Source organism: Yinghuangia aomiensis, from assembly GCF_039542225.1.
In the GTDB taxonomy this organism is placed as follows: domain Bacteria; phylum Actinomycetota; class Actinomycetes; order Streptomycetales; family Streptomycetaceae; genus Yinghuangia; species Yinghuangia aomiensis.
The window spans coordinates 151,430-174,050 of record NZ_BAABHS010000004.1 but is presented as its reverse complement, the minus strand read 5'-3'; the positions used below and the strand labels follow the sequence as shown (position 1 = coordinate 174,050).

The following is a 22,621-nucleotide window of genomic DNA, read 5'->3' as shown; positions in this document are numbered from 1 at the left end:
GCCGGTTTGCCGACAAAGACACCGTAACTAGAACAAATTCTAGCCAGGGGGTAGAGCCGGGGCCCGACCTGCCGTAGGTTCGTGTCCGCCTGTCGTCCGACCGCGTTTCCCGCGGCGCGGCGGGCGGACCTGGCAGCCGGGCGAAGGGGGCGGTTCGTGGACGTGGCCGATCAGGGGCCTGGTCCGCGGGATCCGGAGATACCGCACCACACAGGAACCACGAAGCCGGGCTGGGCCCGGAACCTGACCACGGTCGCGGTGGTACCGCCGCGCCCGCGCGCGGCGGGGGATGACGCGGAGGGCCGCGGGGGACCCGCGGAACCGGACGCCGAGACCCGGGCCGACGAAGTCGCGGACCGCCCCGATGAGTCCGACGCGACGCGCGCGGCGGAGACGGGCGAGGCTCCGGCGGCCGATACGTCGGCCGATACGGCCGACGAGACCGCCGAGCAGTCGGCCGCGCAGGAATCCGACGGGGCCGAGCGCCCGGGTGCGGAAGGGGCGCGGGACGGTGAAGGCGCCGGCCTGGCAACCCCCGCCGACGCGGACCCCGCGGCCGAACCGGCGGAAGCCGCTCTGTCCGCGGAGGCTCCCGCCGCCACCGTGCTCGTCACGGAATCCACCGCAACGGGCGGCCTTTCCCCCGCCGCGGCGTCGGCTGCCGACGTGGCCGAAGGGCCGCGCGCGTCCGAGGCGCCGGGCGAGCCGCAGGACGGCGAAGACGTCGGTGCGGCCGCCGTTTCCGACGCCACCCCGCTCGCAGCGGAATCCGCCGAGCCGGGCGGGCTTTCCCTCGCCGCGGCGTCGGTCGCCGACGCGGCCGAAGGCCCGCGCTCGTCCGATGTCGACCAACCGGCACAGTCGGCCGACGCTGGTCCGACAGCCGCCTCTGGCGCCACCCCGCTCGTCGTCTCCGACGCGTACCTCGCGGCCGACCCGGCGGATGCTGCTCTGCCTGCGGAGTCTCCCACCCCCACGGCGGACTCTCCTGCGCGCGGAATGCAAGACGGTGAAGGTGTCGGCGGGGCAGCCGAATCCGCCGAGCCGGGAGAGCTTTCCGCCGCTGTGGCGTCCGGCGCCGACGCGGCCGAAGGCTCGAACGCGGCAGTCGAACCGGCCGAGGCGTCCCTGCTCGGCGCGTCGGACGCCGCCGTCCAGCCCCCCGCCGACGACCCCGACACCGCGCTCCTCGCCCCCGTCTCCGCCGTCCCGGCAGCCGATCCCGACACCGCGTTGCTGCGGCCTGTGGGCAAGGGGAAGGCCAAGGCCGACGGCGAAGAGGACGAACTCGACGCCTGGGTCGCATCGCTCGGGAACCGGCCCGCCGAACTCGAAGCCAAGCCCGACGAGTCCGGTGACGGCGGCGACGGCGACGAGACCGAGAAGGCCGAGGAGAGCAGCGAGCCGTCCGGGAAGCGGCGGCGGCTCGTCAACCCCTGGATGGCCGCCGCCGGTGTCGCCGCGTTGCTGCTCGCGGGCGCCGCCGTCGTCCAGAACCCGTTCACGATGGCGACCGCGCAGCGCGTCCCGCAGTCCGACGTCCCGCGCATGTCCGACCCCGAACCGCCCAAGGACAGCGCCCCCGTCGACGGCGGCTCCGCGCGCGACCTGGAGCTGCCGCCGGTGCTGCCCGCGGCCGCCCCCGGCTCCGCCGGCTCGCCGCAGCCCAGCGGGGTCATCGGCACCATCTCCGCGTCGCCGACCCGCACCACGGCCCCGCCTCCGGCCGCCCCGGTCAACGCCGGGTCCAACGGCATCCCGCAGATCGTGCTCGCCGCCTACCAGCAGGCCGCCGCGACCACCGCCAAGGCCGACCCGGCGTGCAAGCTGCCGTGGCAGCTCCTCGCCGGCATCGGCCGCGTCGAGTCCTCGCACGCCAACAACGGCCAGGTCACCGCCAACGGCACCGCGGTCACGCCGATCCTCGGCCCGCGCCTCGACGGCAGCCACTCCACCGCCGTCATCCGGGACACCGACAAGGGCGCCTACGACCTCGACCCCGAGTTCGACCGCGCCGTCGGCCCGATGCAGTTCATTCCGAGCACCTGGAAGAGCTACGGCATGGACGGCAACAAGGACGGCAAGTCCGACCCGGAGAACGTCTACGACGCCAGCCTCGCCGCCGCCCGCTACCTGTGCGCGGGCGACCGCGACCTGAGCCGCCCCGCGGACCTGGACCGGGCCATCTACAGCTACAACAAATCCACCGAGTACGTCTCCACCGTCAAGGCGTGGATGCAGTTCTACGGCAACGGCGTCCGCGCCGTCCCCGCGACGACCACCCCGCCCGCGACCAAGGCGACCACGAAGACCAGCGCGGCCACGACCAAGCCGAGCGGCTAGTGACCGGCCAGTAACAGAAACGTGTTCTCGCTGCTCCCCCGTCGGGCTCGTCCCGGCGGGGGAGTATCCGTATCGACGAATTCGCAGTTGGGGATGGGTGGGAGTGACCCGTCGCCAACTGTCCACAGAATCAAGCCGCCAAAAATCTGAAACGTGTTCTTATTTTGTGGCTTCCTTGCTACCGTGCCGTCTCCGTGAGCGAACACAAGGAGAGTTTCTGATGCGTGCCTTCGCCGCGGTCCTCACCGGCCTGGTTCTCGCCGGCTTGGCCACCTGGGCCTTGACGACCTTCGCGGTCCCCGAGCCCAAGGCCATCGACAAGCCGCTCCAGGTGACCCAGGTGCCCGCGAAGCCCTGAGGACCGACACCGGCCCCCACCGCACACCACCCCGCAGCACCGCAGCACCCCGCAGCACCCCGCACCACTCAGCACGATCGCAATCCGGACCGGTCCGTCCGTCCGGCACGTTCAGCTCGTTCCATGGCAAGGGGAAATTCTCGATGCGTCGTAGGTCCAGCTTGGTCCTGTTGACCTTTGCAGTGTTCTTCGTGGCCTTCGCTCCGCTGGTCCGCGAGTACGCGTTTCCGCGGCTCGTCGCGAAGGCGCTGAAGGGCGACAAGGCGTACAAGGTCATGGTCCTCGAAGCCCAGAACGCGACGCTCTTCGGCGCACCCGAAGGCGAGGGCAAGGCCAAGGCGACCATCATCCAGACCGTCCGCCCCAACCCCGACGAGGGCAGCGGACAGACCGTCGTGTGGGACATGAACCTCGCGATGGTCGACAGCGAGGGCAAGGTCGTCACCCAGATCCCCGAGCGCTACGCCTTCGACGCGGTCTCCCAGACCCCGAAGAACTGCTGCGGGGAGCACATCGACAACAAGCCGGTCGCGCACACCGGCATCCAGTACAAGTGGCCCTTCTTCACCGAGAAGCGCGGCTACAACTACTACGACGCGCAGGCCCACACCGCGTCCACCATCAACTACGTGCGCACGGAGAACTTCAACGGCCTCCCCGTCTACCTCTTCGAGCAGACCGTGCCGTGGACCAAGGTGCCGGTGCCCAGCTCGCTCCCCGGCGGCCTGACCCCGGAAACCGTCGAAGCGGCCGGCATGGAGCGCTGGTACACGACGGTGCGGAAGTTCTGGGTCGAGCCGGTCACCGGCGCCCCGGTCTACGCCGAAGAGCAGCACAAAGAGGAAATGCGCACGCCGAACCCCGACGACCCGGCCAACCCGGCGAAGCTCGTGGTGTTCGACGGCAACGTCAAGATGAAGGCCGAGTGGTCGAACAAGCTCATCGAGGACGCCAAGGAGCAGAAGGCGCAGATGCTGCTCCTGCACGACAAGCTGCCCTTGGCGTTCGTCGTGATCGGCATCGTGCTCTTCCTCGCCTCGCTGCTGCTGGAGTTCCTCGGCCGCCGCAAGCGTGAGCGCGAAGCGGCCGGCGGTGCCGGGCCGGCGGCCGTGCCCGCCGACGGCGACGGTGGTCCGGGCGGCGGCGATGCCGCCGCGGCGGCCCCCGCCGAGTCCGCGGCCGCGCCCGTCCCGGTCGGTGCGCTCTCCGCGGCGTCCCGCTCCGCCGAGACCACCGTCCTGCCGCGGGTTCCGGCGGTGTCCAGCGTCGCGGAGGTCGCCGCCGAGGCACCCGCCCCGTCGAGCAACGGCAAGACCCCGGCCACGGCCTACCCGGAACGCCCGCAGACGCCCCCGCCCGCGGTCTGACCTCCCGCACGACCCGGCCGGGCCGCGAATCGCCGCTCAGCGCCCAGTCGTTCCCCCCCCGCTCCCCGCGTGTCCTGCCGCGCGGGGAGCGGGTGCGTTTCCGGGCCCGCGCCGGAGCCGGCCGCCTCCGGCGCCGAAGGACCGGCGCCGAAGACCGCCGCCGGGCCTCAGCCCGCGTCGACCCACTCGCGCCGGTACGCCGCCCAGTCCTCCTCGGTCGCGGCGAAGTCCACATACAGCGCCACCCCGAACGTCTGCCGGCCCGGCGCCGCGGCGAGGCCCAGCCGGACCGCCCGGGCGGCCGTCGCGACCTGCTCGGCGTCCTCGTGGTGCCCGATCGTGTCGTCGTGGAAGAACGGCAGCCCGATCAGCAGGTCGACCGCGGACGGGGTGCGGGACAACGCGAGTTCGGTCTGCCGGGTCACATAGCCGCCGAACAGGCCCCGGGTCGGCATCCACGTGTCGTAGGCCATCACCGCGATCTGGTCCACCCGCGACGCCACGTCGCCGAAGTAGCCGGGCGTCCACCACTTCGTGCGCTGCGCGCCCGCCGCCGACGCTATGGCGACGAGGTTCCCGGCCGGCTCGATCTGGTGCGCCGCCACCGACAGCACCCCGCCGCCCGCGCGCACCGCCTCCCGGGCCCGGGTCAGCACCTCCAGGTAGTCGCGGTTGCCGTCGCCGATCGGCTCCAGGTCGAAATGCACGCCGCCGAACCCGGCGTCCATCGCGGACCGCGCCGACGCGACCACCCGGCCGCGGACCGCCTCGTCGCGCAGGTCGAGGGCGTTCGGACCGACCACGTCCCCGAGCCACGCCTGCACGCGCGCACCGGGCAGGGCCTGGCGGACCGCGTCCAGCAGCGCCCGCGCCTGCGGATAGCGCTCCCGCGGCAGCGAACCGTCGTGCTCCAGCGGGCCCGCATGGACATAGAGGTCGCGCACGCCCGTGCCGCGCAGCCGGGCGGCCAGCGCCGCGACGTCCGCCGGGCTCTTGCGGCCGTCGACCCACGCGTGCCCGAGCCAGAGCGCGTCCCGGCCCCGGGTGCGGGCGTCCGCCGCCGGCGCCCCGGTGTACTCCAGCCGCAGCGCGGTCAGTGCGCCCACCCCGGACAGCACCAGCGCCGCGGCCAGCGACCCGGCCACCGCCGCGGTCGCGCGCAGCCCCCGGATCAGGCGCCGCCGGGGGCGCCGTCCTTCACGCACACGAAGATCGCGGTCCCCGGGATCAACCGGCCCCTCGTCGGACTCCATCCGCCCCATACCTGCGCCAACTCCTCGGGCCACTCCGGCTCCACGATGTCGACGAGGCGGAACCCCGCGCCGGCCACCTCCCGCACCCGCATACCGAGCGTGCGATGGTGCTCGACATACGTGGCCTGACCCTCGTCGTCCGTCTCGACATACGGCGTCGTGTCGAAGTACGAGCTGCGCACCGTCAGCCCGCGCGGCCCGGGATCGTCCGGAAACGCCCAGCGGACCGGGTGCGTCAGCGAAAACACCCACCGTCCGCCCGGCTTGAGCACGCGGTACACCTCGCGCATGATCCCCGCCCCGTCCGGACTGAACGGCAGTGCGCCGTACGCCGAGAATGCCAGGTCGAACACGCTGTCGCCGAAAGGCAGCGCACCCGCGTCGGCCTGCACGGCGGGAACCGCCACCGCATGCCCCAGGTCGATCCGCCGGGAATGCTGCAACTGCCGGTAGGAGAGGTCGAGCGCCACCGGGGACGCCCCGCGTGCCAGCAGGCTCCGCGAACACTGCGCCGCCCCCGCGCCGATCTCCAGCACGGCGCGCCCGGTGACGTCGCCCAGCAGGCCCGCATCCTGCTCGTCGAGGCCCTCGGGTCCCCACACGAACCGGGCGTCGCCCAGGAAGTCGCCGTGATCGGCCTGGTACTCGTCGGCGTTGGCGTCCCACCACGACCGTCCGGCGCGCGCGCTCTCCGCAGCCCCCACGTCGCGGCGGGCGACCCCGGCGGAGAAAACGGCGTCCTCGTGCTCGTTCATATGACTTGCCTCACGCGCTGTTGTTCGGGATCGGCGTACGTTATCGTGCGCGCCAACGCAAACGACCGCAGTGACGCAGGGATACTCCCGGGCACGCACGGATACTGCCGTGACCGGTGGGAACAGGGAAGCGGCAGTGACGGAAGTGCCGGGCGCCCGCAGCGGGTCCGCTTGCGCCCGCGACCCCGCGCGTTGACCGCGCTTGGCCAGGCCCGTATGCTGCAAGTTGCGCCGCGGGCCTGCGTGAACTCAGACGGAGCAGGTCGCGCTCACCTTTGTCGCTGCATTTCGGCCGTGTTCACGGCCGTGCGTGTCCGACGGGGCGAAACCGGGTCCTGGAGCGTGGTTTAACCGACGACTTCTGTCCGTACCGGAGCCCTTTCCCACATGACGAGCAGCACCGAGGCAACTCGCACCACCCCGCAGGTGGCGGTCAACGACATCGGTTCCGAGGAAGAATTCCTCGCCGCAATCGATGAGACGATCAAGTACTTCAACGACGGCGACATCGTGGATGGCGTGATCGTCAAGGTCGACCGGGACGAGGTCCTGCTCGACATCGGCTACAAGACCGAAGGCGTCATCCCGTCCCGCGAGCTTTCCATCAAGCACGATGTGGACCCGCACGAGGTCGTCGCCGTCGGCGACAACATCGAGGCCCTCGTTCTCCAGAAGGAGGACAAGGAAGGCCGCCTGATCCTCTCGAAGAAGCGTGCGCAGTACGAGCGCGCGTGGGGCACCATCGAGAAGATCAAGGAAGAAGACGGCATCGTCACCGGTACCGTCATCGAGGTCGTCAAGGGTGGTCTCATCCTCGACATCGGCCTCCGCGGCTTCCTTCCGGCGTCCCTCGTCGAGATGCGCCGCGTCCGCGACCTCCAGCCGTACGTCGGCAAGGAGCTCGAGGCCAAGATCATCGAGCTGGACAAGAACCGCAACAACGTGGTCCTGTCCCGCCGTGCCTGGCTCGAGCAGACCCAGTCCGAGGTCCGCCAGACCTTCCTCACGACCCTGCAGAAGGGTCAGGTCCGCACGGGCGTCGTGTCGTCGATCGTCAACTTCGGTGCGTTCGTCGACCTCGGCGGCGTGGACGGTCTCGTCCACGTGTCCGAGCTGTCCTGGAAGCACATCGACCACCCGTCCGAGGTCGTCGAGGTCGGCCAGGACGTCACGGTCGAGGTCCTGGACGTCGACATGGACCGCGAGCGCGTCTCCCTGTCGCTGAAGGCGACCCAGGAAGACCCGTGGCAGCAGTTCGCCCGCACCCACCAGATCGGCCAGGTCGTTCCGGGCAAGGTCACCAAGCTGGTGCCGTTCGGTGCGTTCGTCCGCGTCGACGAGGGCATCGAGGGCCTGGTCCACATCTCCGAGCTGGCCGAGCGCCACGTCGAGATCCCGGAGCAGGTCGTCCAGGTCGGCGACGAGATCTTCGTCAAGGTCATCGACATCGACCTCGAGCGCCGTCGCATCAGCCTGTCGCTGAAGCAGGCGAACGAGGCCTTCGGCGCCGAGCCGACCGAGGCGGAGTTCGACCCGACGCTGTACGGCATGGCCGCCACGTACGACGACGCGGGCAACTACATCTACCCCGAGGGCTTCGACCCCGAGACCAACGACTGGCTCGAGGGGTACGACAAGCAGCGCGAGGAGTGGGAGCGGCAGTACGCCGAGGCCCAGACCCGCTTCGAGCAGCACCAGCAGCAGGTGGTCAAGGCCCGCGAGGCCGAGGCCGAGGCTGCCGGCGAAGCCGGGGCTGCGGGCGGCGGCGGCAGCTCGTACTCGTCGGCTCCGTCCGAGGCGCCGGCCGGCGGCGGTGCGCTCGCCTCCGACGAGGCGCTTGCCGCGCTCCGCGAGAAGCTGGCGGGCGGCCAGAGCTGAAGCTCTGCCCCTGCGGCTGATCCGGTGCGAAATCCGGTGCAGTGATTGACGGAAGGCCCCGCCCCCGAGGCGGGGCCTTCCGGCATTTCCGGACCTCGCCCGGCAGCGGTGCTGCCGGGCGAATTCCGGCGGGCGGCTTGCGCGTCCGCGCGACCCGGTGCGCAACCCCGGGCCGCCGCCGCGGGGTTCGCGATCCCGGAAGGGGTCCGCTCCGCGAGGGTTCTGCCCGGTGCCGCGGGGTGGCTACACCCTGGGTCGGCTTATTCACCCGTGTGAGTGAAGCGGTGGGGTGGTGGTTCGTACGCGGGTTCGCCGGACGGCGGCCGGAAGCGTTCCGGCCGCAGCCGCGCGGTGCCGCGTCGGGGTGAACCCCCGCGAACACCCCGGCCGGTGGCGCGTTATCGGGGCGGGGGACCGGCCGCGCCACTAGGGTTTCCGCGTGTACCTGTCGTCAAGTCGCAGCCAGGACACCGCGACGGGGATCGGCCGGACGGGTCCGCGGACCGGTGCGGCGATCACCGGCAACGTCATCGCCCTCGGACTTGTCAGCCTCGTCACCGACATATCGTCGGAAATGGTCACCGCCGTCATGCCGGTGTACCTGGTCGCCGGACTCGGCCTGTCCATCCTGCAGTTCGGCTTCCTCGACGGCCTGTACTCGGGCGTCACCGTGTTCCTGCGGCTGGCCGGCGGGCACATCGCCGACCGGTTCGCGGCCCGCAAGACCGTCGCCGCGACCGGTTACGGGCTGTCCGCGGTCAGCAAACTCGGCTTCCCCGCGGTCGGCGCCTCCGTGCCCGGCATCGGCACGCTGCTCGCCGTCGACCGGGCGGGCAAAGGCCTGCGCACGGCGCCGCGCGACGCGCTGATCTCGTTGTCCAGCACGCCCGAAGCGCAGGGCCGCGCGTTCGGCGTGCACCGGGCGTTGGACACCGTGGGCGCGTTCACCGGGCCGCTGATCGCGTTCATGATCCTGTCCGCGGTGGCGACCGCGTACGACGCGGTGTTCGTGGTGAGCTTCTGCGTCGGCATGGTCGGGCTGCTCATGATGGTGCTGTTCGTGCGCGACCGGCCCACGCCCGCAGGCGAGTCCGCGCGTACGGCGGCGTCGTGGCGGGCCGGGGCGCGGCTGCTGCGCGACGCCCCGTTCCGGCGGCTGTGCCTGTGCGCGGCGCTGCTCGGGGTGGCGACGGTCAGCGACGCGTTCGTCTACCTGGTGCTGCAGCGCAAGCTGGACATCGCCGCGCACTGGTTCCCGCTGCTGCCGCTGGGCACCACCGGGACGTATCTGCTGCTGGCGATCCCGGCGGGGCGGTTGGCCGACCGGTGGGGGCGGCGCCGGATGTTCCTCGCCGGGCACGCCGCGCTGGGCGGGGTGTACATGCTGCTGGCGGGCCCGTTCGACGGCCTCGCGCTGCTGGTGCCCACGCTGATGCTGCACGGCGTGTTCTATGCGATGACCGACGGTGTGCTGATGGCGGCCGCCGGCGCGGGGCTGCCTCCGGCGCTGCGCACCAGCGGTCTCGCGGTGCTGCAGACCGGGCAGGCGGCCGGGCGGTTCGTGTCGTCCGTGGCGTTCGGCGCGGCGTGGACGCGGTGGGGGCCGGAGCGTGCCGTGGTGTGGTCCGGGGCGGCGCTGGCGTGTGCCGTCGCGGTGAGTCTTGTGGTGATGGGAGGGGCGCGGCTCCGTGGCCGTTGACACCGAACCGGGGGAGCACCCGGACGAAACCGAGGACACCGGCGACATCGCCGAGCGGCCCGAGCCCGCCGGGCCGGTCGAACCCGAGCCCGTCGCGGCGGTGTTCACACGCGGGCGGGTGATCGCGTTCGTGGTGGCGCTCGTGGTGCTGGCCGGGGTCGGTGTCGGCTACACGCTGCACGCGGTCAAGCGCGAGGACGACAAGCGCTACGGCGGTTCGGGCACCGCCCCCGGCGCGGCGCCGCTGACGCTGGCCGGCCCGCGGCGGCTGCTGTTCCGCAGCACCGAATCGGGGCCCGGCTACGGCCACCTCGCCACCGTGGCCGCCGCCGACCCGGGCGGCGCCCGCCAGGTCGGCGACCGCACCTGCGACCGCGTGTACGCCGCGAACGGAACGGCCTTGTGCCTCACCGTGGAGCGCGGTGTCATCGCCCGCAACTACGCGCTGATCCTGGACGGCACGCTGCACGAAGTCCGCCGGATAGAGCTGTCCGGCACGCCGAACCGCGCGCGGCTGTCCGCGTCCGGCCGGATGGCGTCGTGGACCGTGTTCGTCTACGGGGACTCGTACGCGGCCTCGTCGTTCTCCACCCGCACGTCGATCCTCGACACCCGGACCGGCGATCTCGTCGAGTCCCTGGAGGACTTCGCGGTCACCCGGGACGGCAAGGACGTCCGCACGCCCGACCGGAACTTCTGGGGCGTCACCTTCGCCGCCGACGACAACACCTTCTACGCCACCATGTCGACCGCCAATCCGACCCGCACCTACCTGGTGCGCGGCGACCTGAAGGCGCGTTCCGCGGTCGTGCTGCGCGACAACGTGGAATGCCCGTCGCTGTCCCCGGACGGCACCCGGCTGGTGTTCAAGAAGAAGGTGTCCGACGATCCGCGGAAGCCGTGGCGGCTGAACGTGCTCGACCTCGCGTCCGGACAGGAGACGCCGCTCGCCGAGACGCGCAGCGTCGACGACCAAGCCATCTGGTTGGACGATGCCGCCGTGGCCTACGACTTGCCCACCGGCTCCGGCGCCGGCTCCGACGTCTGGTCGGTGCCCGCGGACGGCGGCGGTGCCCCGACCCGGTTGATCGCCGGGGCGTTTTCGCCCGCACCGCTGCGCTGAACCCTGATGGCTGCGTCGCGCAGAGATGAACACGGCGTGCAGATCTGATGGACCCAGCGGCGAACTCCCGGTCGGTTGCCGCGAAATCGGTGTACGCCATGGGGCGGTATTGCCACAGTTCTGTCACGAACGCGATGGCGGCCGTTACTGCCGCGGCGCCGTGGCGCTGGGGTTGACCTGCGCGGATGCCGTTCGCTGCTCGGCTGTCCGGAGCCCTTCCCGCGAGGCGGTCCCACCCCCGCCCCCGAGAAACCACCCGCTGTCGTCGCGTAGGGTGAGGCCTTTGGCGCCAGCTGCGCGTGCCCGTCCCCCGGTGGATGCGCGCGCCGGCCCCGCCCGGGCCGGCGAAAGCCGACCGCCCCGCGGCCTCGGTCTTCGGAGGACGGACCGCCCGGTACCGTCGTGACACGTGGGAATGAGGATGGGTATGGCTCCTGGTGGGATTCCGGCCACCGGGCAGGTAGTGGACATCGTGACCGGCTTTGTGACCGGCCCTGACGTGAAGCTGTACCGCAGCGTGCGCGGCCGGACCGGTCACCCGGCGGTCCAGGGCGCCTGCAAGGCGCTCTCGTTCGTCGGCGAACACGGGGGAGTGTTCCTCGCGACCGGCCTCGTCGGCGCGGCCGTCGACCGCGAGCGCCGCACCCAGTGGCTGCGGGCCACGGCGACCATCGCGGGGGCACACGCCGCCAGCATGGCCGTCAAGCGCGTCGTACGCCGCCCCCGCCCGAACTTCCCCGGCCTGGAGCCGTTGGTACGCACCGCGGGGCGGCACAGCTTCCCCTCGTCGCACTCGGTTTCCGCGGCCGCCTCGGTGGTCGCGTTCCGCGGTCTGGTGCCCGGCCGGGTCACCGTCCCGGCCGCCGTCGCGATGGGCTTTTCCCGCCTCGTCGTCGGCGTGCACTACCCGACGGACGTGATCGGCGGGGCGGCCATGGGCGCCGCCGCCGCGCACCTGAGCCGTTCCTGGACCCGGGCCGGCGCGGCCCCGAAGGGGGCCTGAGCCCGTGAGTACGGAGATCGAAGCCACCGCCCAGCAGACCGCGGTGGAGGCCGAGGCCCCGCCGCAGCCGATCAGAGGCGGCCTCCTCGGCGGGCTGGTCAAGCTCGCCCGGCCCAAGCAGTGGGTCAAGAACGTCCTGGTGTTCGCCGCGCCGCTGGCGGCCGGCCGCATCGACGAGTGGGCGGTCCTGCGGCAGGGCCTCTACATCTTCGCGATCTTCTGCATCGCGGCGTCGGCGATCTACTACGTCAACGACGCGTTCGACGTGGAAGCCGACCGCGCGCACCCGAAGAAGAAGTACCGGCCGATCGCCTCCGGCGTCGTCCCCGTGAAGCTGGCGTGGGTGCTCGGCCCGATCCTGGGCCTGATCGCGATCGGCCTGTCGTTCCTGCTGTGCAACCCGGGCACCGCGCTCATCGTCGGCCTGTACGTCGTCCTGCACGTGCTCTACAGCTTCTGGTTCAAGCACGTCCAGGTCCTCGACCTGATGATGGTCGCCTCCGGGTTCCTGTTCCGCGCGATGGTCGGCGGCGTGGCCGCGGACATCCCGTTGTCCCGCTGGTTCCTGCTCACCGCGGGCTTCGGCTCGCTGTTCATGGTCGCGGGCAAGCGGTACTCGGAAATGGTGCTGATGGGCGAAGAGGCCGCGAAGACGCGTGCCTCGCTCGCCAACTACTCGATCACGTACCTGCGGTTCGTGTGGCAGATGTCCGTCGCGGTCACCGTGCTGACCTACAGCCTGTGGGCCTTCGACATCCCCAAGGGCGACGCGACCCTGGCCTGGCAGCAGCTCTCGCTGGTGCCGTTCGGCTTCGTGCTGCTGCGTTACGCGGTGTACGTCGACGAGGGAACCGCGGGCGCACCCGAGGACGTTGTCCTCAAGGACAAGGTCATCGTCGGACTCGGGTTCGCGTGGCTGCTCATGTTCGTTCTGGGAGTGTTCCATGTCTGACGGCCCGGTGGCCGGTACCTTCCGCTCCGACGTTCCGGGGGCTTCCTCCGGCGCGTTCCCCGCGGCGACCCGCAAGCGGCTGACCGGCTGGGCGCGCACCTCGCCGAGCGTCGCGGACGTCGTCGCGCCGATGACCCGCGACCAGGTCGCGGCGGCACTGCAGCGCCGCACCGAACGCGGCGTCATCGCCCGCGGCCTCGGCCGCTCCTACGGCGACCCCGCGCAGAACAGCGGCGGCCTCGTGCTCGACATGACGGCGCTGAACCGGGTCCTGGACGCGGACCTGGAGACCGGCGTCATCACCGTCGAAGCCGGCATCAGCCTCGACCGGCTGATCGAACTGTTCGTCCCGTTCGGCTTCTTCGTGCCGGTCACCCCGGGCACCCGGCAGGTGACCGTGGGCGGCGCGATCGGCGCCGACGTGCACGGCAAGAACCACCACGCGGACGGCAGCTTCTGCGACCACGTGCTCGCGTTCGACCTGCTGCTCGCCGACGGCACGGTGCGCACCGTCACCCCCGACGGCGAGCCGGACCTGTTCTGGGCGACCGTCGGCGGCATGGGCCTGACCGGCATCGTGCTGTCCGCGGTCATCCGCATGAAGCCGATCGAGACGTCGCTGGTGTCGGTGGACACCGACCGCACGCGCGACCTCGACGAGATCATGGCGCTGATGGCGGAGACCGACGAGAAGTACACCTACACCGTCGCCTGGCTCGACTGCCTGGCGAAGGGCCGCAACCTCGGCCGGTCGGTGCTCACCTGCGGCGAGTTCGCCCGGCTCGAGGACCTGCCCGCGAAGAAGCGCGCCAAGCCGCTGCAGTTCAAGGGCGGCTCGCTGGCCACCGTGCCGGACATCATGCCCGGCCGCCTGCCGAACAAGTTCACCATGGGCCTGTTCAACGAGATGTGGTACCGCAAGGCGCCGAAGCACAAGGTCGGGCAGCTGCAGGGCATCACCGGGTTCTTCCACCCGCTCGACGGCGTGCAGGAATGGAACCGGGCCTACGGCAAGACCGGCTTCCTGCAGTACCAGTTCATCGTGCCGTTCGGCCACGAGGACGCGCTGCGCACCATCGTGGAGACCATCAGCGCGGCGGGCGCGCCGTCGTCGCTGACCGTCCTCAAGCGCTTCGGGCCGGGCAACCGCGGCTTCCTGTCGTTCCCGAAGCCGGGCTGGACGCTCACCCTGGACTTCCCGACGAACACCCCGGGCCTGGCGGGGCTGCTGACGCGGCTCGACGAGATCGTGCTGTCCAACGACGGCCGCATGTACCTCGCGAAGGACTCCCGGATGGACCCGGCCGACATGCCCCGCATGTACCCGCGCCTGGAGGAGTTCCGCACGGTCCGCGCCAAGGTGGACCCGGACGGTGTGTTCGTCTCCGACCAAGCCCGCCGCCTCGGCCTCGCCTGATCCGGCCCGACCCGTTGAATGCTTAAGGAACCAAGGGTGAAAGACGCATTGGGCGCACCGCAGTCCCTCCTGATCCTCGGCGGCACGTCGGAGATCGCCCTCCACACCGCCCGCAAGCTGGTCGCCGAGCGCGTGCGGCGCGTCGTCCTCGCCGGGCGGCCGTCGGACGCGCTGGACCAGGCGGCCGACGACCTGCGCGGGCAGGGCGCGGCGGTCGAGGTCGTCGCGTTCGACGCGGCCGAGCCGGACACCCACGAGAAGGTGATCGACGGGGTGTTCGCCGACGGCGACATCGACGTCGTGCTCCTCGCCTTCGGCGTGCTCGGCGACCAGGAAGCCGACGAGAACGACCCGGTCGCGGCGGCCAAGGTCGCCCAGGTGAACTACGTCGGCGGCGTCTCTGCCGGCCTCGCGTCGGTCAAGGCGCTGCGCCGGCAAGGCCACGGCTCGCTCGCGGTGATCTCGTCGGTCGCCGCCGAGCGCGCCCGCAAGGCGAACTTCATCTACGGCTCGTCGAAGGCCGGCCTGGACGCGTTCGCGCAGGGCCTCGCGGACAAGACGCACGGCACCGGCGTGCACGTGATGGTCGTCCGCCCCGGCTTCGTGAAGACCAAGATGACCGCGGGCATGCCCGACGGGCCGATGGCGACCACGCCGGACGCCGTCGCGGACGGCATCGTCAAGGGCCTGCGCAAGGGCGCCACGACGATCTGGGTGCCCGGCCAGCTGCGGTTCGTGTTCTCGGCGCTGCGCCACGTGCCGCGGCCGATCTTCCGCAAGCTGCCGATCTGACACGGCGGTTCCAGGGACAGCGGTTCGAGGGACAGCGGTTCGAGGGACAGCGGTTCGACGGGCGGCTTTCCCGCGCTGCGGCGCGGGGGAGCCGCCCGTCGGTGTCTCCGGTCCTCAGGGCCGCACGCCCACGTCCTCCGCGCGGGCCGCGCCGGCCACCAGCACGTCGGCGGTCGGCGGGAGTTGCCCCTTCGCCGGGTGGGCACGCCCGGCCGGGCCGACGGCGAAGGCGCGCAGCACGTTCTCCGTCATCTTCGTCAGGACCGCGCGGCTCGTCGGATCGACCGCCATCTCGTGGCACGAATCCCGCAACTGGCACGGCCAGTACGTGGTGCCCGCGGAAAACACCCCCGCCCCCGACGGCGCCGTGTAGTACGACATCGTGCCCATCGCCGCCTCCGGGCCCAGCCGCAGCGGCGCGGCGGCGATCACCTCCAGGGTCGGCGGCGTGCCCGGATCGCCGGGCAGCGCCGCGTCGTACTCGCCGCCCAGCGAGTTCGCGAGCACCTGCCCGTCGTGCACGCCCGCCCCGGCGTAGATCCACGACGACGCGTCCAGCACCCGGAACGAGCCGACCACGCCGAGCCCGCCCCACGTCGCCCCGACCAGCCGCTGCTCGCCCCGGTCCAGCGGCGACTCGCGCCACGTCACGGTGGCCTGCCCCGGGTCGTCCTTCGCCAGCGGGTCCTCGTCGAACCGCCGGTACACCGCGATCCGGCGGTCCGGGCCCGCCGCCGACGGCTCCAGACGGGCATGCCAGTACACCGTGTTCGCGCCGAAGAAGGCGATGTTGACGCCACGGTCGCGCAGCGCCTCGGCGGCGTCGTACATGCGCCGCGTCCAGTACTCGTTGTGGCCGCCGATCACCAGCGCCTTGTGGCGCAGGACTTGCGACGGGCGGCGGTCCAGGTCGATGTCCGTGATGTAGTCGACGTCCAGGCCGGTGCGCTCGATCGCCTGCACCATCGGCACGTCGTACCAGAACGGCACCAGGTAGCCGCTGCCGGTGTACGGGCGTTCGAAGCTCGCCACGCGCGCCCGGTCGCTGCGCGCCCCGGAGGTGTCCTTGGGGCCGCTGTAGAGGCCGTACGCGCCGAACGTGTTGTACGCCTGCGCGGTCAGGTTCGCCGCCTGGAAGACCAGCGGCGCGTCGCCCACGTCGTTGCGGACCGTCAGCTGGATGCCGTACGCGCTGCCCGCGCCGTTGCGCAGCACCAGCATGTAGTAGCCCGGCGGCCAGTCCGCGGTGACCGGGATCTCCGCCGACACCGGCCACGTTGTCTCGACGGTGTACGCGGGCGGAAGCGCCTTCGGCTTGTTGCGCTCCACGCTGGAGATACCGCTCGTCGACCACACCAGGCGGCCGCCCGTCCCGCCGTACCAGCCCAGGCGGTAGGCGGCCACCGATGCCGGGCCCGGGCCGGTCAGCCGCAGCCGCACGGTGTCCCCGCACGCCACGCTGTCCTGGTCCACGAACCCCATCAGGTCCGCGCCCCAGCGCTCCGGCACCCGCCAATCACCGGTCCCCGGCCGGGTGTTCTCCTGCGCGACCCACCCGCGCGGCCGGACCGTGCGTGCGCACGGCGCGGCCGCCGGGCCGGTGCGGTCCGCGGGCAGCGCCCCCGGGCCGCCGCTGGGCGGCTCCGCGGGCTCCGGGCCGGACGCCACCGTGACCGGCGGCGTCGGCGCGGGCCGCGCCGGATCGTCGCAGGCGAGCAGGGCGACCGCGCCGACGGCGAACGCCGCGAGCACGACGCCGAACCGGTTCCGGACCATGGGCTCCTCGTCTCGGCATCCGCGGAACAGCCGCCGGAGCGCGGACACTACCCGCGAAACGGCATCGTTGGACACCACGCTATACGCACGGACGACCACGCTGCGTTGCCTCGGCCGGGCCTTCGGCGGTGAGCCGCGGGCCGGCCCGGGCGGGGAAGCGGCCCGCCCCGCCCGTACCGCCCGGCAGGCCACTACGCTGACGCCCATGGTCAACGTGGGGCTCACGGGCGGCATCGGATCCGGCAAGAGCGAGGTGTCGCGGCGGCTGGCCGCGTACGGCGCGGTGGTCGTCGACGCGGACAAGATCGCCCGCGAGGTCGTCGAACCCGGCACTCCCGGACTCGCGGCCTTGGTCGAGGAGTTCGGCACCGAGGTACTCGCCGCGGACGGGACGCTCGACCGCCCCAAGCTCGGCACCGTCGTGTTCGGCGACAAGGACAAGCTCGCCCGGCTCAACGCGATCCTCCACCCGCTGATCGGCGCCCGCGCCGACGCCCTCCGCGCCGCGGCGGGCCCCGAAGCCGTCCTGGTCAACGACGTGCCGCTGCTCGCCGAGAACCGGCTGGAGAAGGCCTACGACCTCGTCGTGGTCGTCGACGCGTCCCCGGAGACCCAGCTCGACCGCCTCGTCCGCTTCCGCGGCATGGCCGAGGCCGACGCCCGCGCCCGCATGGCCGCCCAGGCCACCCGCGCCGACCGGCTCGCCATCGCCGACGTCGTCGTCGACAACGACGGCCCCATCGACGACCTCGCACCGCAGCTCGAGGCCCTCTGGCTGCGCCTGACCGGCAAGCCCGCCCCGGAGACCCCCGCGGACTGACCCGGGCCCAGCCGGGCCCGGAGTGCGGCCTCCCGCGTTTGTCGGTCCGAGGCCGTACGGTGGATCGCGTGCGACCCATCACCGACATCCAACGCAGCGTGGCGCCTTTCGAGGTCGTCAGTCCGTACCAGCCCAACGGCGACCAGCCGGCCGCGATCGCGGAGCTGTCGCGCCGGATCCGCGCCGACGAGAAGGACGTCGTGCTGCTCGGCGCGACCGGCACCGGCAAGTCGGCCACGACCGCGTGGATGATCGAGCAGCTCCAGCGGCCGACCCTCGTCATGGCCCCCAACAAGACGCTGGCCGCGCAGCTCGCCAACGAGTTCCGCGAGCTGCTGCCGAACAACGCCGTCGAATACTTCGTGTCGTACTACGACTACTACCAGCCCGAGGCGTACATCGCGCAGACGGACACCTACATCGAGAAGGACTCCTCGATCAACGAGGAAGTCGAGCGGCTGCGCCACTCGACCACCAACTCGCTGCTGACCCGCCGCGACGTGATCGTGGTCGCCTCGGTGTCCTGCATCTACGGCCTCGGCACGCCGCAGGAGTACGTCGACCGCATGGTCCCGCTCAAAGTGGGCCAGGAGATCGACCGCGACGCGCTGCTGCGCAAGTTCGTCGACATCCAGTACGCGCGCAACGACGTCGCGTTCACCCGCGGCACCTTCCGGGTCCGCGGCGACACCATCGAGATCTACCCGGTCTACGAAGAACTCGCGGTCCGCATCGAAATGTTCGGCGACGAGATCGAGTCGCTGATGACGCTCCACCCGCTCACCGGCGAGATCGTCACCAACGACGAGCAGCTCTATGTCTTCCCCGCCACGCACTACGTGGCCGGCCCCGAGCGCATGGAGCGCGCGATTGGCGGCATCGAGAAGGAGCTGGCCGACCAGCTCGAACGCTTCGAGAAGCAGGGCAAGCTCCTCGAAGCGCAGCGGCTTCGCATGCGCACCACGTACGACATCGAGATGATGCGGCAGATCGGCACCTGCTCCGGCATCGAGAACTACTCGCGGCACATCGACGGCCGCGAACCCGGCACCGCGCCCAACACCCTCCTCGATTACTTCCCCGAGGACTTCCTGCTGGTCATCGACGAGTCGCACCAGACCGTCCCGCAGATCGGCGCGATGTTCGAAGGCGACATGTCGCGCAAGCGGAACCTCGTCGAACACGGCTTCCGGCTGCCGTCCGCGGTCGACAACCGCCCGCTCAAGTGGGAGGAGTTCCTGGAGCGGATCGGGCAGACCGTCTACCTGTCCGCCACCCCGGGCAACTACGAGCTGTCCCGCGGCGACGGCGTCGTCGAGCAGGTCATCCGCCCCACCGGTCTGATCGACCCCGAGGTCGTGGTCAAGCCCACCGAGGGCCAGATCGACGACCTGGTGCACGAGATCCGCAAGCGTGCCGAACGCAACGAGCGGGTGCTGGTCACCACGCTCACCAAGAAGATGTCCGAGGACCTCACCGACTACCTCCTCGAACTCGGCATCCGCGTCCGCTACCTGCACAGCGACATCGACACGCTGCGCCGCATCGAGCTGCTGCGCGAACTGCGCCTCGGCGAGTTCGACGTGCTGGTCGGCATCAACCTGCTCCGCGAAGGCCTCGACCTGCCCGAGGTGTCGCTGGTCGCGATCCTCGACGCGGACAAGGAAGGCTTCCTGCGGTCGGGCACGTCGCTCATCCAGACGATCGGCCGCGCGGCCCGCAACGTGTCCGGCCAGGTGCACATGTACGCCGACCGGATCACCCCGTCCATGGAGAAGGCCATCGACGAGACGAACCGGCGCCGCGAGAAGCAGATCGCCTACAACACCGAGCACGGAATCGACCCGCAGCCGCTGCGCAAGAAGATCGTCGACATCCTCGACATGATCGCCCGCGAGGACGCGGACACCGCCGAGCTGATGAGCGGCGGCAGCGGCAAGGGCGGCCGCGCCAAGGCGCCGGTGCCGACCCGCGGCCGCGAGCTGCCGGACGCCAAGAGCATGCCCGCCGCCGACCTGACCGACCTGATCGGCCAGCTCACCGAGCAGATGCACGCCGCCGCCGCGGAACTCCAGTTCGAACTGGCCGCCCGGCTGCGCGACGAGGTCGGCGAACTCAAGAAGGAGCTGCGCGGCATGAAGGCGGCCGGGATGGCATGACCGCCGGCCCCGGAGAGCGGCGCGGGGCCGGCACGAGAACCGGCACGAGACCGTCCCCGGACGGCCGCACGGCGGCCCGACGGGCCGGTTTTCGCGCCCGGCGGCCGGATTCCCGCGGTTCCGCGGGAACGACTCGTCGTCTCCGGACGTCATGAACGGTAGGTTCGACACCGAGAAGTACCGGCGGAACCCCGGGACGGGGAACGACGCCGGGTACTACGCTGCGGACGCTAGGCCGCGTCGCGCAAAGTGCATTGCGAGGGGAGACATTCAGTGTCCGTCAACATGGTCAAGGGCCAGCGCCTGTCGCTCGAAAAGCAGGGCGGCGGCCAGCTGACCCTGGTCCGGATGGGCCTGGGCTGGGACGCGGTCAAGAAGAAGGGCCTCTTCGGCAACCGTCAGCGCGACATCGACCTGGACGCTTCGTGCGTGCTGTTCGCCGACAACCAGCCGGTCGACGCCGTCTACTTCGGCCACCTGGTCAGCGACGACGGCTCGGTCCGCCACACCGGCGACAACCTGACCGGTGCCGGCGACGGCGACGACGAGTCGATCATCGTCGACCTGTCCCGCGTCCCGGTGCACGTCACGCAGATCATCTTCACGGTGAACTCGTTCCAGGGGCAGACCTTCCAGGAGGTCGAGAACGCCTTCTGCCGCCTGGTCGACGAGACCAACGGCCAGGAGATGGCCCGCTACACGCTGTCCGGCGGCGGCGCCTACAACGCGCAGATCATGGCCAAGCTGTACCGCCACGGCGACGGCTGGAAGATGACCGCGATCGGCGAGGCCGCCAACGGCCGCACCTTCACCGAGCTGATGCCGGCCCTGGCCGCCCACCTCTGACCCGAGGTCCGGCCTGACCCGGTCCCGGACATCCGGAGACCGCGGTATGGCCCTGCAGAACCCGGCGGAAACCTGTAGAACAGTGCCGGTTGTTTTTACCGCGAGCCGGAGGGCCGGTCGGGAGAACCGGCCCTCCGGCTCGTGCGGTTCCGTCCCACGGGGGCGGGGAGGGGAACGCAGCATGAGTACCGAACTCGTCCGGGGGCAGAACGTCCCGCTGCCCGCTCAGCAGGTGGCGGTGGATATCGCCGCGTCGTGCCCGGTCGAACTCCTCGCCGTGCTGGTCGACGCCGGCCTCAAGGTCCGCGGCGACGGCGACGTACTGCAGCGCGACGGCAGCACGGCCGCCGGCATCGCGATGCGCGCGCAGGGCGTCGACGTCGACCTCACGGCGCTGCCCGAGGACGTGGAGCGCGTCGTCGTCGTGGCGACGCTCGAAGGCAGCGGCGTGGACCGGTTCGGTGCGGTCGGCGCACCGGTGGCCACCGTCGCCGCCGGCGGCGCGCCGGTCGCCGCGTTCACCATCGTCGACCTCAACTCCGAACGCGCCCTGCAGGCCGTGGAGCTGTACCGCCGCCAAGGCGCGTGGAAGCTCCGCGCCGTCGGGCAGGGCTACGACGGGGGCCTCGACGCGCTGCTGCGTGACCTCGGCGTCCAGCTCCGCGCCCCGATCGTGGACCGCGTGCGCACCCGCCTGGCCGGGCCGAACGCCGTCGCGCACACCTCCGCGAACGCCCCGGAGCCCCCGCAGCGCACCGCCGAAGCGGCCCCGGAGCCGCCCGCGGCGGGCTTCCCCACCGCGACCGCGCCGCACGGCGGCGCCCGTCCGGCCCCGGCCGCCGGGCAGAGCGACGCGCAGCGCGAGGCCGCTGCCCGCGAGGCACGCCGCGAGATCGAGCGGCTCTACGAGGACATCTGGGGGGTGTTCGAGGACGCGGCCCGGTCCGCCGCCTCGTTCCGCTCCGCCGTCGGCTACGCCGACAACCGCCTCGACAAGGAACTCGCCGACGTGCTGGCGGACCCGTCCGCGCGCACCTCCCGCGAGGGCCTCGACGCGCAGGAAGGTGCCCGCGCCAAGCACCGCGAACTCGTCGAGCGGGCCCGGACCGGCCTCGACCGGGACGCCGCGCACCTGGCCGGCGAGGTCGCCCAGCTCGAGCCCAAGCTGCCGCCGGAGATGGCGCGCTGGGACTCGCCCGCGTGGGCCGCGTGGCGCGCGCCCGAGGACACCGCCCCGGCGATCCGGCTCGGCGACCTGCACCTGCCGGAGTCGCCGCAACTGCGCGTCCCGATGGTGCTGCGGCTGCCGATGGAACGCGGCCTGTGGATCGACAGCGGCGCCACCGGCGTGGACGGCGAACTCGACCTCACCTCGCCGGAGGTCGTCCGGTCCCGCGCCGCCGAACTGGCGCTCACGCTGAGCGCGCGCATGCTGGCCGCGTTCCCGGTGGGCGACCTCAAGCTGCACATCGTCGACCCGGAGGGCAAGGGCGCCGCGGCCGGCCCGTTCGCGCCGCTGTCGTCGAGCGGCCTGCTGGTCGGCCCGGCGGCCACGACCGCGCCGGAGATCGCCGCCCTGCTCGGCCGGCTCATGGACCGCGTCGAGCTGGCGCGCATGGCGGTGGAGAGCGGCGCGACGGACGCGCTGCCCGACCACATCGACTTCAGCCGCCAGCTGCTGGTCGTGCACGGGTTCCCGTACGGCTTCGACGACCGCACCGTGACGCAGCTCCGGCACATCGTCGAGGAAGGCTCCCGCGTCGGCGTGCACGTCGTCGTGGTCGGCAACCGGGAGGACTCCGGGTCGTTCGGGCCGCTGCTGGACCCGCTGTGGCGGGCGCTGCTGCGGCTCACGCCGATCCCGGAGGACCACATCGCGGACCCGTGGGTGGGCCACGCGTGGACGTACACCCCGGACTTGCCGTCGGACGGCACCGGCGTCACGCAGACGCTGCTGACCTGGCTCGCGTCGACCGCGGCGGGCGGCGGGCGCTGAGGTTTTCCGCGCGGGGTCTGCCCGACCGGGCGGACCCCGCGTGCCCGTACGGGTGGATCGCGGGGGATTGCGCCGGGCTTCGGG

17 protein-coding genes are annotated in these 22,621 nt (G+C 71.9%); 14 read left to right on the top strand and 3 right to left on the bottom strand.

Annotated elements, in window-relative coordinates; genetic code table 11:
- The first annotated feature begins 156 nt into the window (after positions 1-156).
- The 3 genes from ABEA93_RS07085 to pgfA all read left to right on the top strand — a co-directional run bounded on the left by ABEA93_RS07085 (position 157) and on the right by pgfA (position 4,068).
- Positions 157-2,343: a lytic transglycosylase domain-containing protein gene (locus ABEA93_RS07085; RefSeq protein WP_345674442.1), complete on the top strand. Its 2,187-nt coding sequence runs from the start codon at positions 157-159 to the stop codon at positions 2,341-2,343.
- Between the two features lie 220 nt (positions 2,344-2,563).
- Positions 2,564-2,701, top strand: coding sequence for a hypothetical protein (locus tag ABEA93_RS07080; RefSeq protein WP_345674441.1), 138 nt, complete (start codon positions 2,564-2,566; stop codon positions 2,699-2,701).
- A gap of 170 nt (positions 2,702-2,871) precedes the next feature.
- Positions 2,872-4,068 (top strand): cell envelope lipid trafficking protein PgfA, encoded by a 1,197-nt coding sequence (gene pgfA, locus ABEA93_RS07075; RefSeq protein ID WP_345674440.1) that lies wholly within the window; start codon positions 2,872-2,874, stop codon positions 4,066-4,068.
- 167 nt (positions 4,069-4,235) lie between these two features.
- Here the strand turns inward: pgfA and ABEA93_RS07070 are convergent, their stop codons facing one another.
- Together ABEA93_RS07070 and ABEA93_RS07065 are read right to left on the bottom strand one after the other, a co-directional pair.
- On the bottom strand, positions 4,236-5,273 hold the full coding sequence (locus ABEA93_RS07070; RefSeq protein WP_345674439.1) for a glycoside hydrolase family 18 protein: 1,038 nt from the start codon (positions 5,271-5,273) through the stop codon (positions 4,236-4,238).
- A complete protein-coding gene (locus tag ABEA93_RS07065) occupies positions 5,240-6,076 on the bottom strand; it encodes a class I SAM-dependent methyltransferase (RefSeq protein WP_345674438.1) in 837 nt (278 codons plus the stop codon). The genes ABEA93_RS07070 and ABEA93_RS07065 overlap by 34 nt, the downstream gene beginning before the upstream one ends.
- 387 nt (positions 6,077-6,463) lie before the next feature.
- Between ABEA93_RS07065 and rpsA the strand changes: the two genes are divergently transcribed.
- From rpsA to dprE2, 7 genes are all read left to right on the top strand, one after another.
- A complete protein-coding gene (rpsA, locus tag ABEA93_RS07060) occupies positions 6,464-7,954 on the top strand; it encodes a 30S ribosomal protein S1 (protein ID WP_345674437.1) in 1,491 nt (496 codons plus the stop codon).
- A 439-nt stretch (positions 7,955-8,393) separates the two neighbouring features.
- Positions 8,394-9,653: an MFS transporter gene (locus tag ABEA93_RS07055; protein WP_345674436.1), complete on the top strand. Its 1,260-nt coding sequence runs from the start codon at positions 8,394-8,396 to the stop codon at positions 9,651-9,653.
- Positions 9,643-10,776, top strand: a complete 1,134-nt coding sequence (locus ABEA93_RS07050; RefSeq protein WP_345674435.1) for a TolB family protein — start codon at positions 9,643-9,645, stop codon at positions 10,774-10,776. Before ABEA93_RS07055 ends, ABEA93_RS07050 begins: the two co-directional genes overlap by 11 nt.
- A 427-nt stretch (positions 10,777-11,203) precedes the next feature.
- Entirely contained in the window at positions 11,204-11,779 is a 576-nt protein-coding gene (locus tag ABEA93_RS07045) for a phosphatase PAP2 family protein (protein WP_345674434.1), read from the top strand.
- Between the two features lie 4 nt (positions 11,780-11,783).
- Positions 11,784-12,731: a decaprenyl-phosphate phosphoribosyltransferase gene (locus ABEA93_RS07040; protein WP_345674433.1), complete on the top strand. Its 948-nt coding sequence runs from the start codon at positions 11,784-11,786 to the stop codon at positions 12,729-12,731.
- Complete coding sequence (gene dprE1 / locus ABEA93_RS07035) at positions 12,724-14,148, top strand: decaprenylphosphoryl-beta-D-ribose oxidase (protein WP_345674432.1); 1,425 nt, start codon at positions 12,724-12,726, stop codon at positions 14,146-14,148. Before ABEA93_RS07040 ends, dprE1 begins: the two co-directional genes overlap by 8 nt.
- Positions 14,149-14,184: 36 nt before the next feature.
- The gene (gene dprE2 / locus ABEA93_RS07030; protein ID WP_345674431.1) at positions 14,185-14,940 is read left to right on the top strand and encodes a decaprenylphospho-beta-D-erythro-pentofuranosid-2-ulose 2-reductase; all 756 of its coding nucleotides are present in this window, start codon (positions 14,185-14,187) and stop codon (positions 14,938-14,940) included.
- A gap of 114 nt (positions 14,941-15,054) precedes the next feature.
- On the opposite strand, the gene ABEA93_RS07025 is transcribed toward dprE2, so the two are convergent.
- Positions 15,055-16,716 (bottom strand): N,N-dimethylformamidase beta subunit family domain-containing protein, encoded by a 1,662-nt coding sequence (locus ABEA93_RS07025; protein ID WP_345674430.1) that lies wholly within the window; start codon positions 16,714-16,716, stop codon positions 15,055-15,057.
- A gap of 205 nt (positions 16,717-16,921) precedes the next feature.
- Here ABEA93_RS07025 and coaE point away from each other — a divergent pair, with 205 nt between their 5' ends.
- The 4 genes from coaE (at position 16,922) to ABEA93_RS07005 (ending at position 22,537) form a co-directional block, all read left to right on the top strand.
- The gene (gene coaE / locus ABEA93_RS07020) at positions 16,922-17,536 is read left to right on the top strand and encodes a dephospho-CoA kinase (protein ID WP_345674429.1); all 615 of its coding nucleotides are present in this window, start codon (positions 16,922-16,924) and stop codon (positions 17,534-17,536) included.
- Positions 17,537-17,604: 68 nt separating this feature from the next.
- Positions 17,605-19,695: an excinuclease ABC subunit UvrB gene (uvrB, locus tag ABEA93_RS07015; RefSeq protein ID WP_345674428.1), complete on the top strand. Its 2,091-nt coding sequence runs from the start codon at positions 17,605-17,607 to the stop codon at positions 19,693-19,695.
- A gap of 273 nt (positions 19,696-19,968) precedes the next feature.
- A complete protein-coding gene (locus tag ABEA93_RS07010; RefSeq protein WP_345674427.1) occupies positions 19,969-20,541 on the top strand; it encodes a TerD family protein in 573 nt (190 codons plus the stop codon).
- A 181-nt stretch (positions 20,542-20,722) separates the two neighbouring features.
- Positions 20,723-22,537, top strand: coding sequence for a TerD family protein (locus tag ABEA93_RS07005; protein ID WP_345674426.1), 1,815 nt, complete (start codon positions 20,723-20,725; stop codon positions 22,535-22,537).
- The last annotated feature ends 84 nt before the right edge of the window (positions 22,538-22,621 follow it).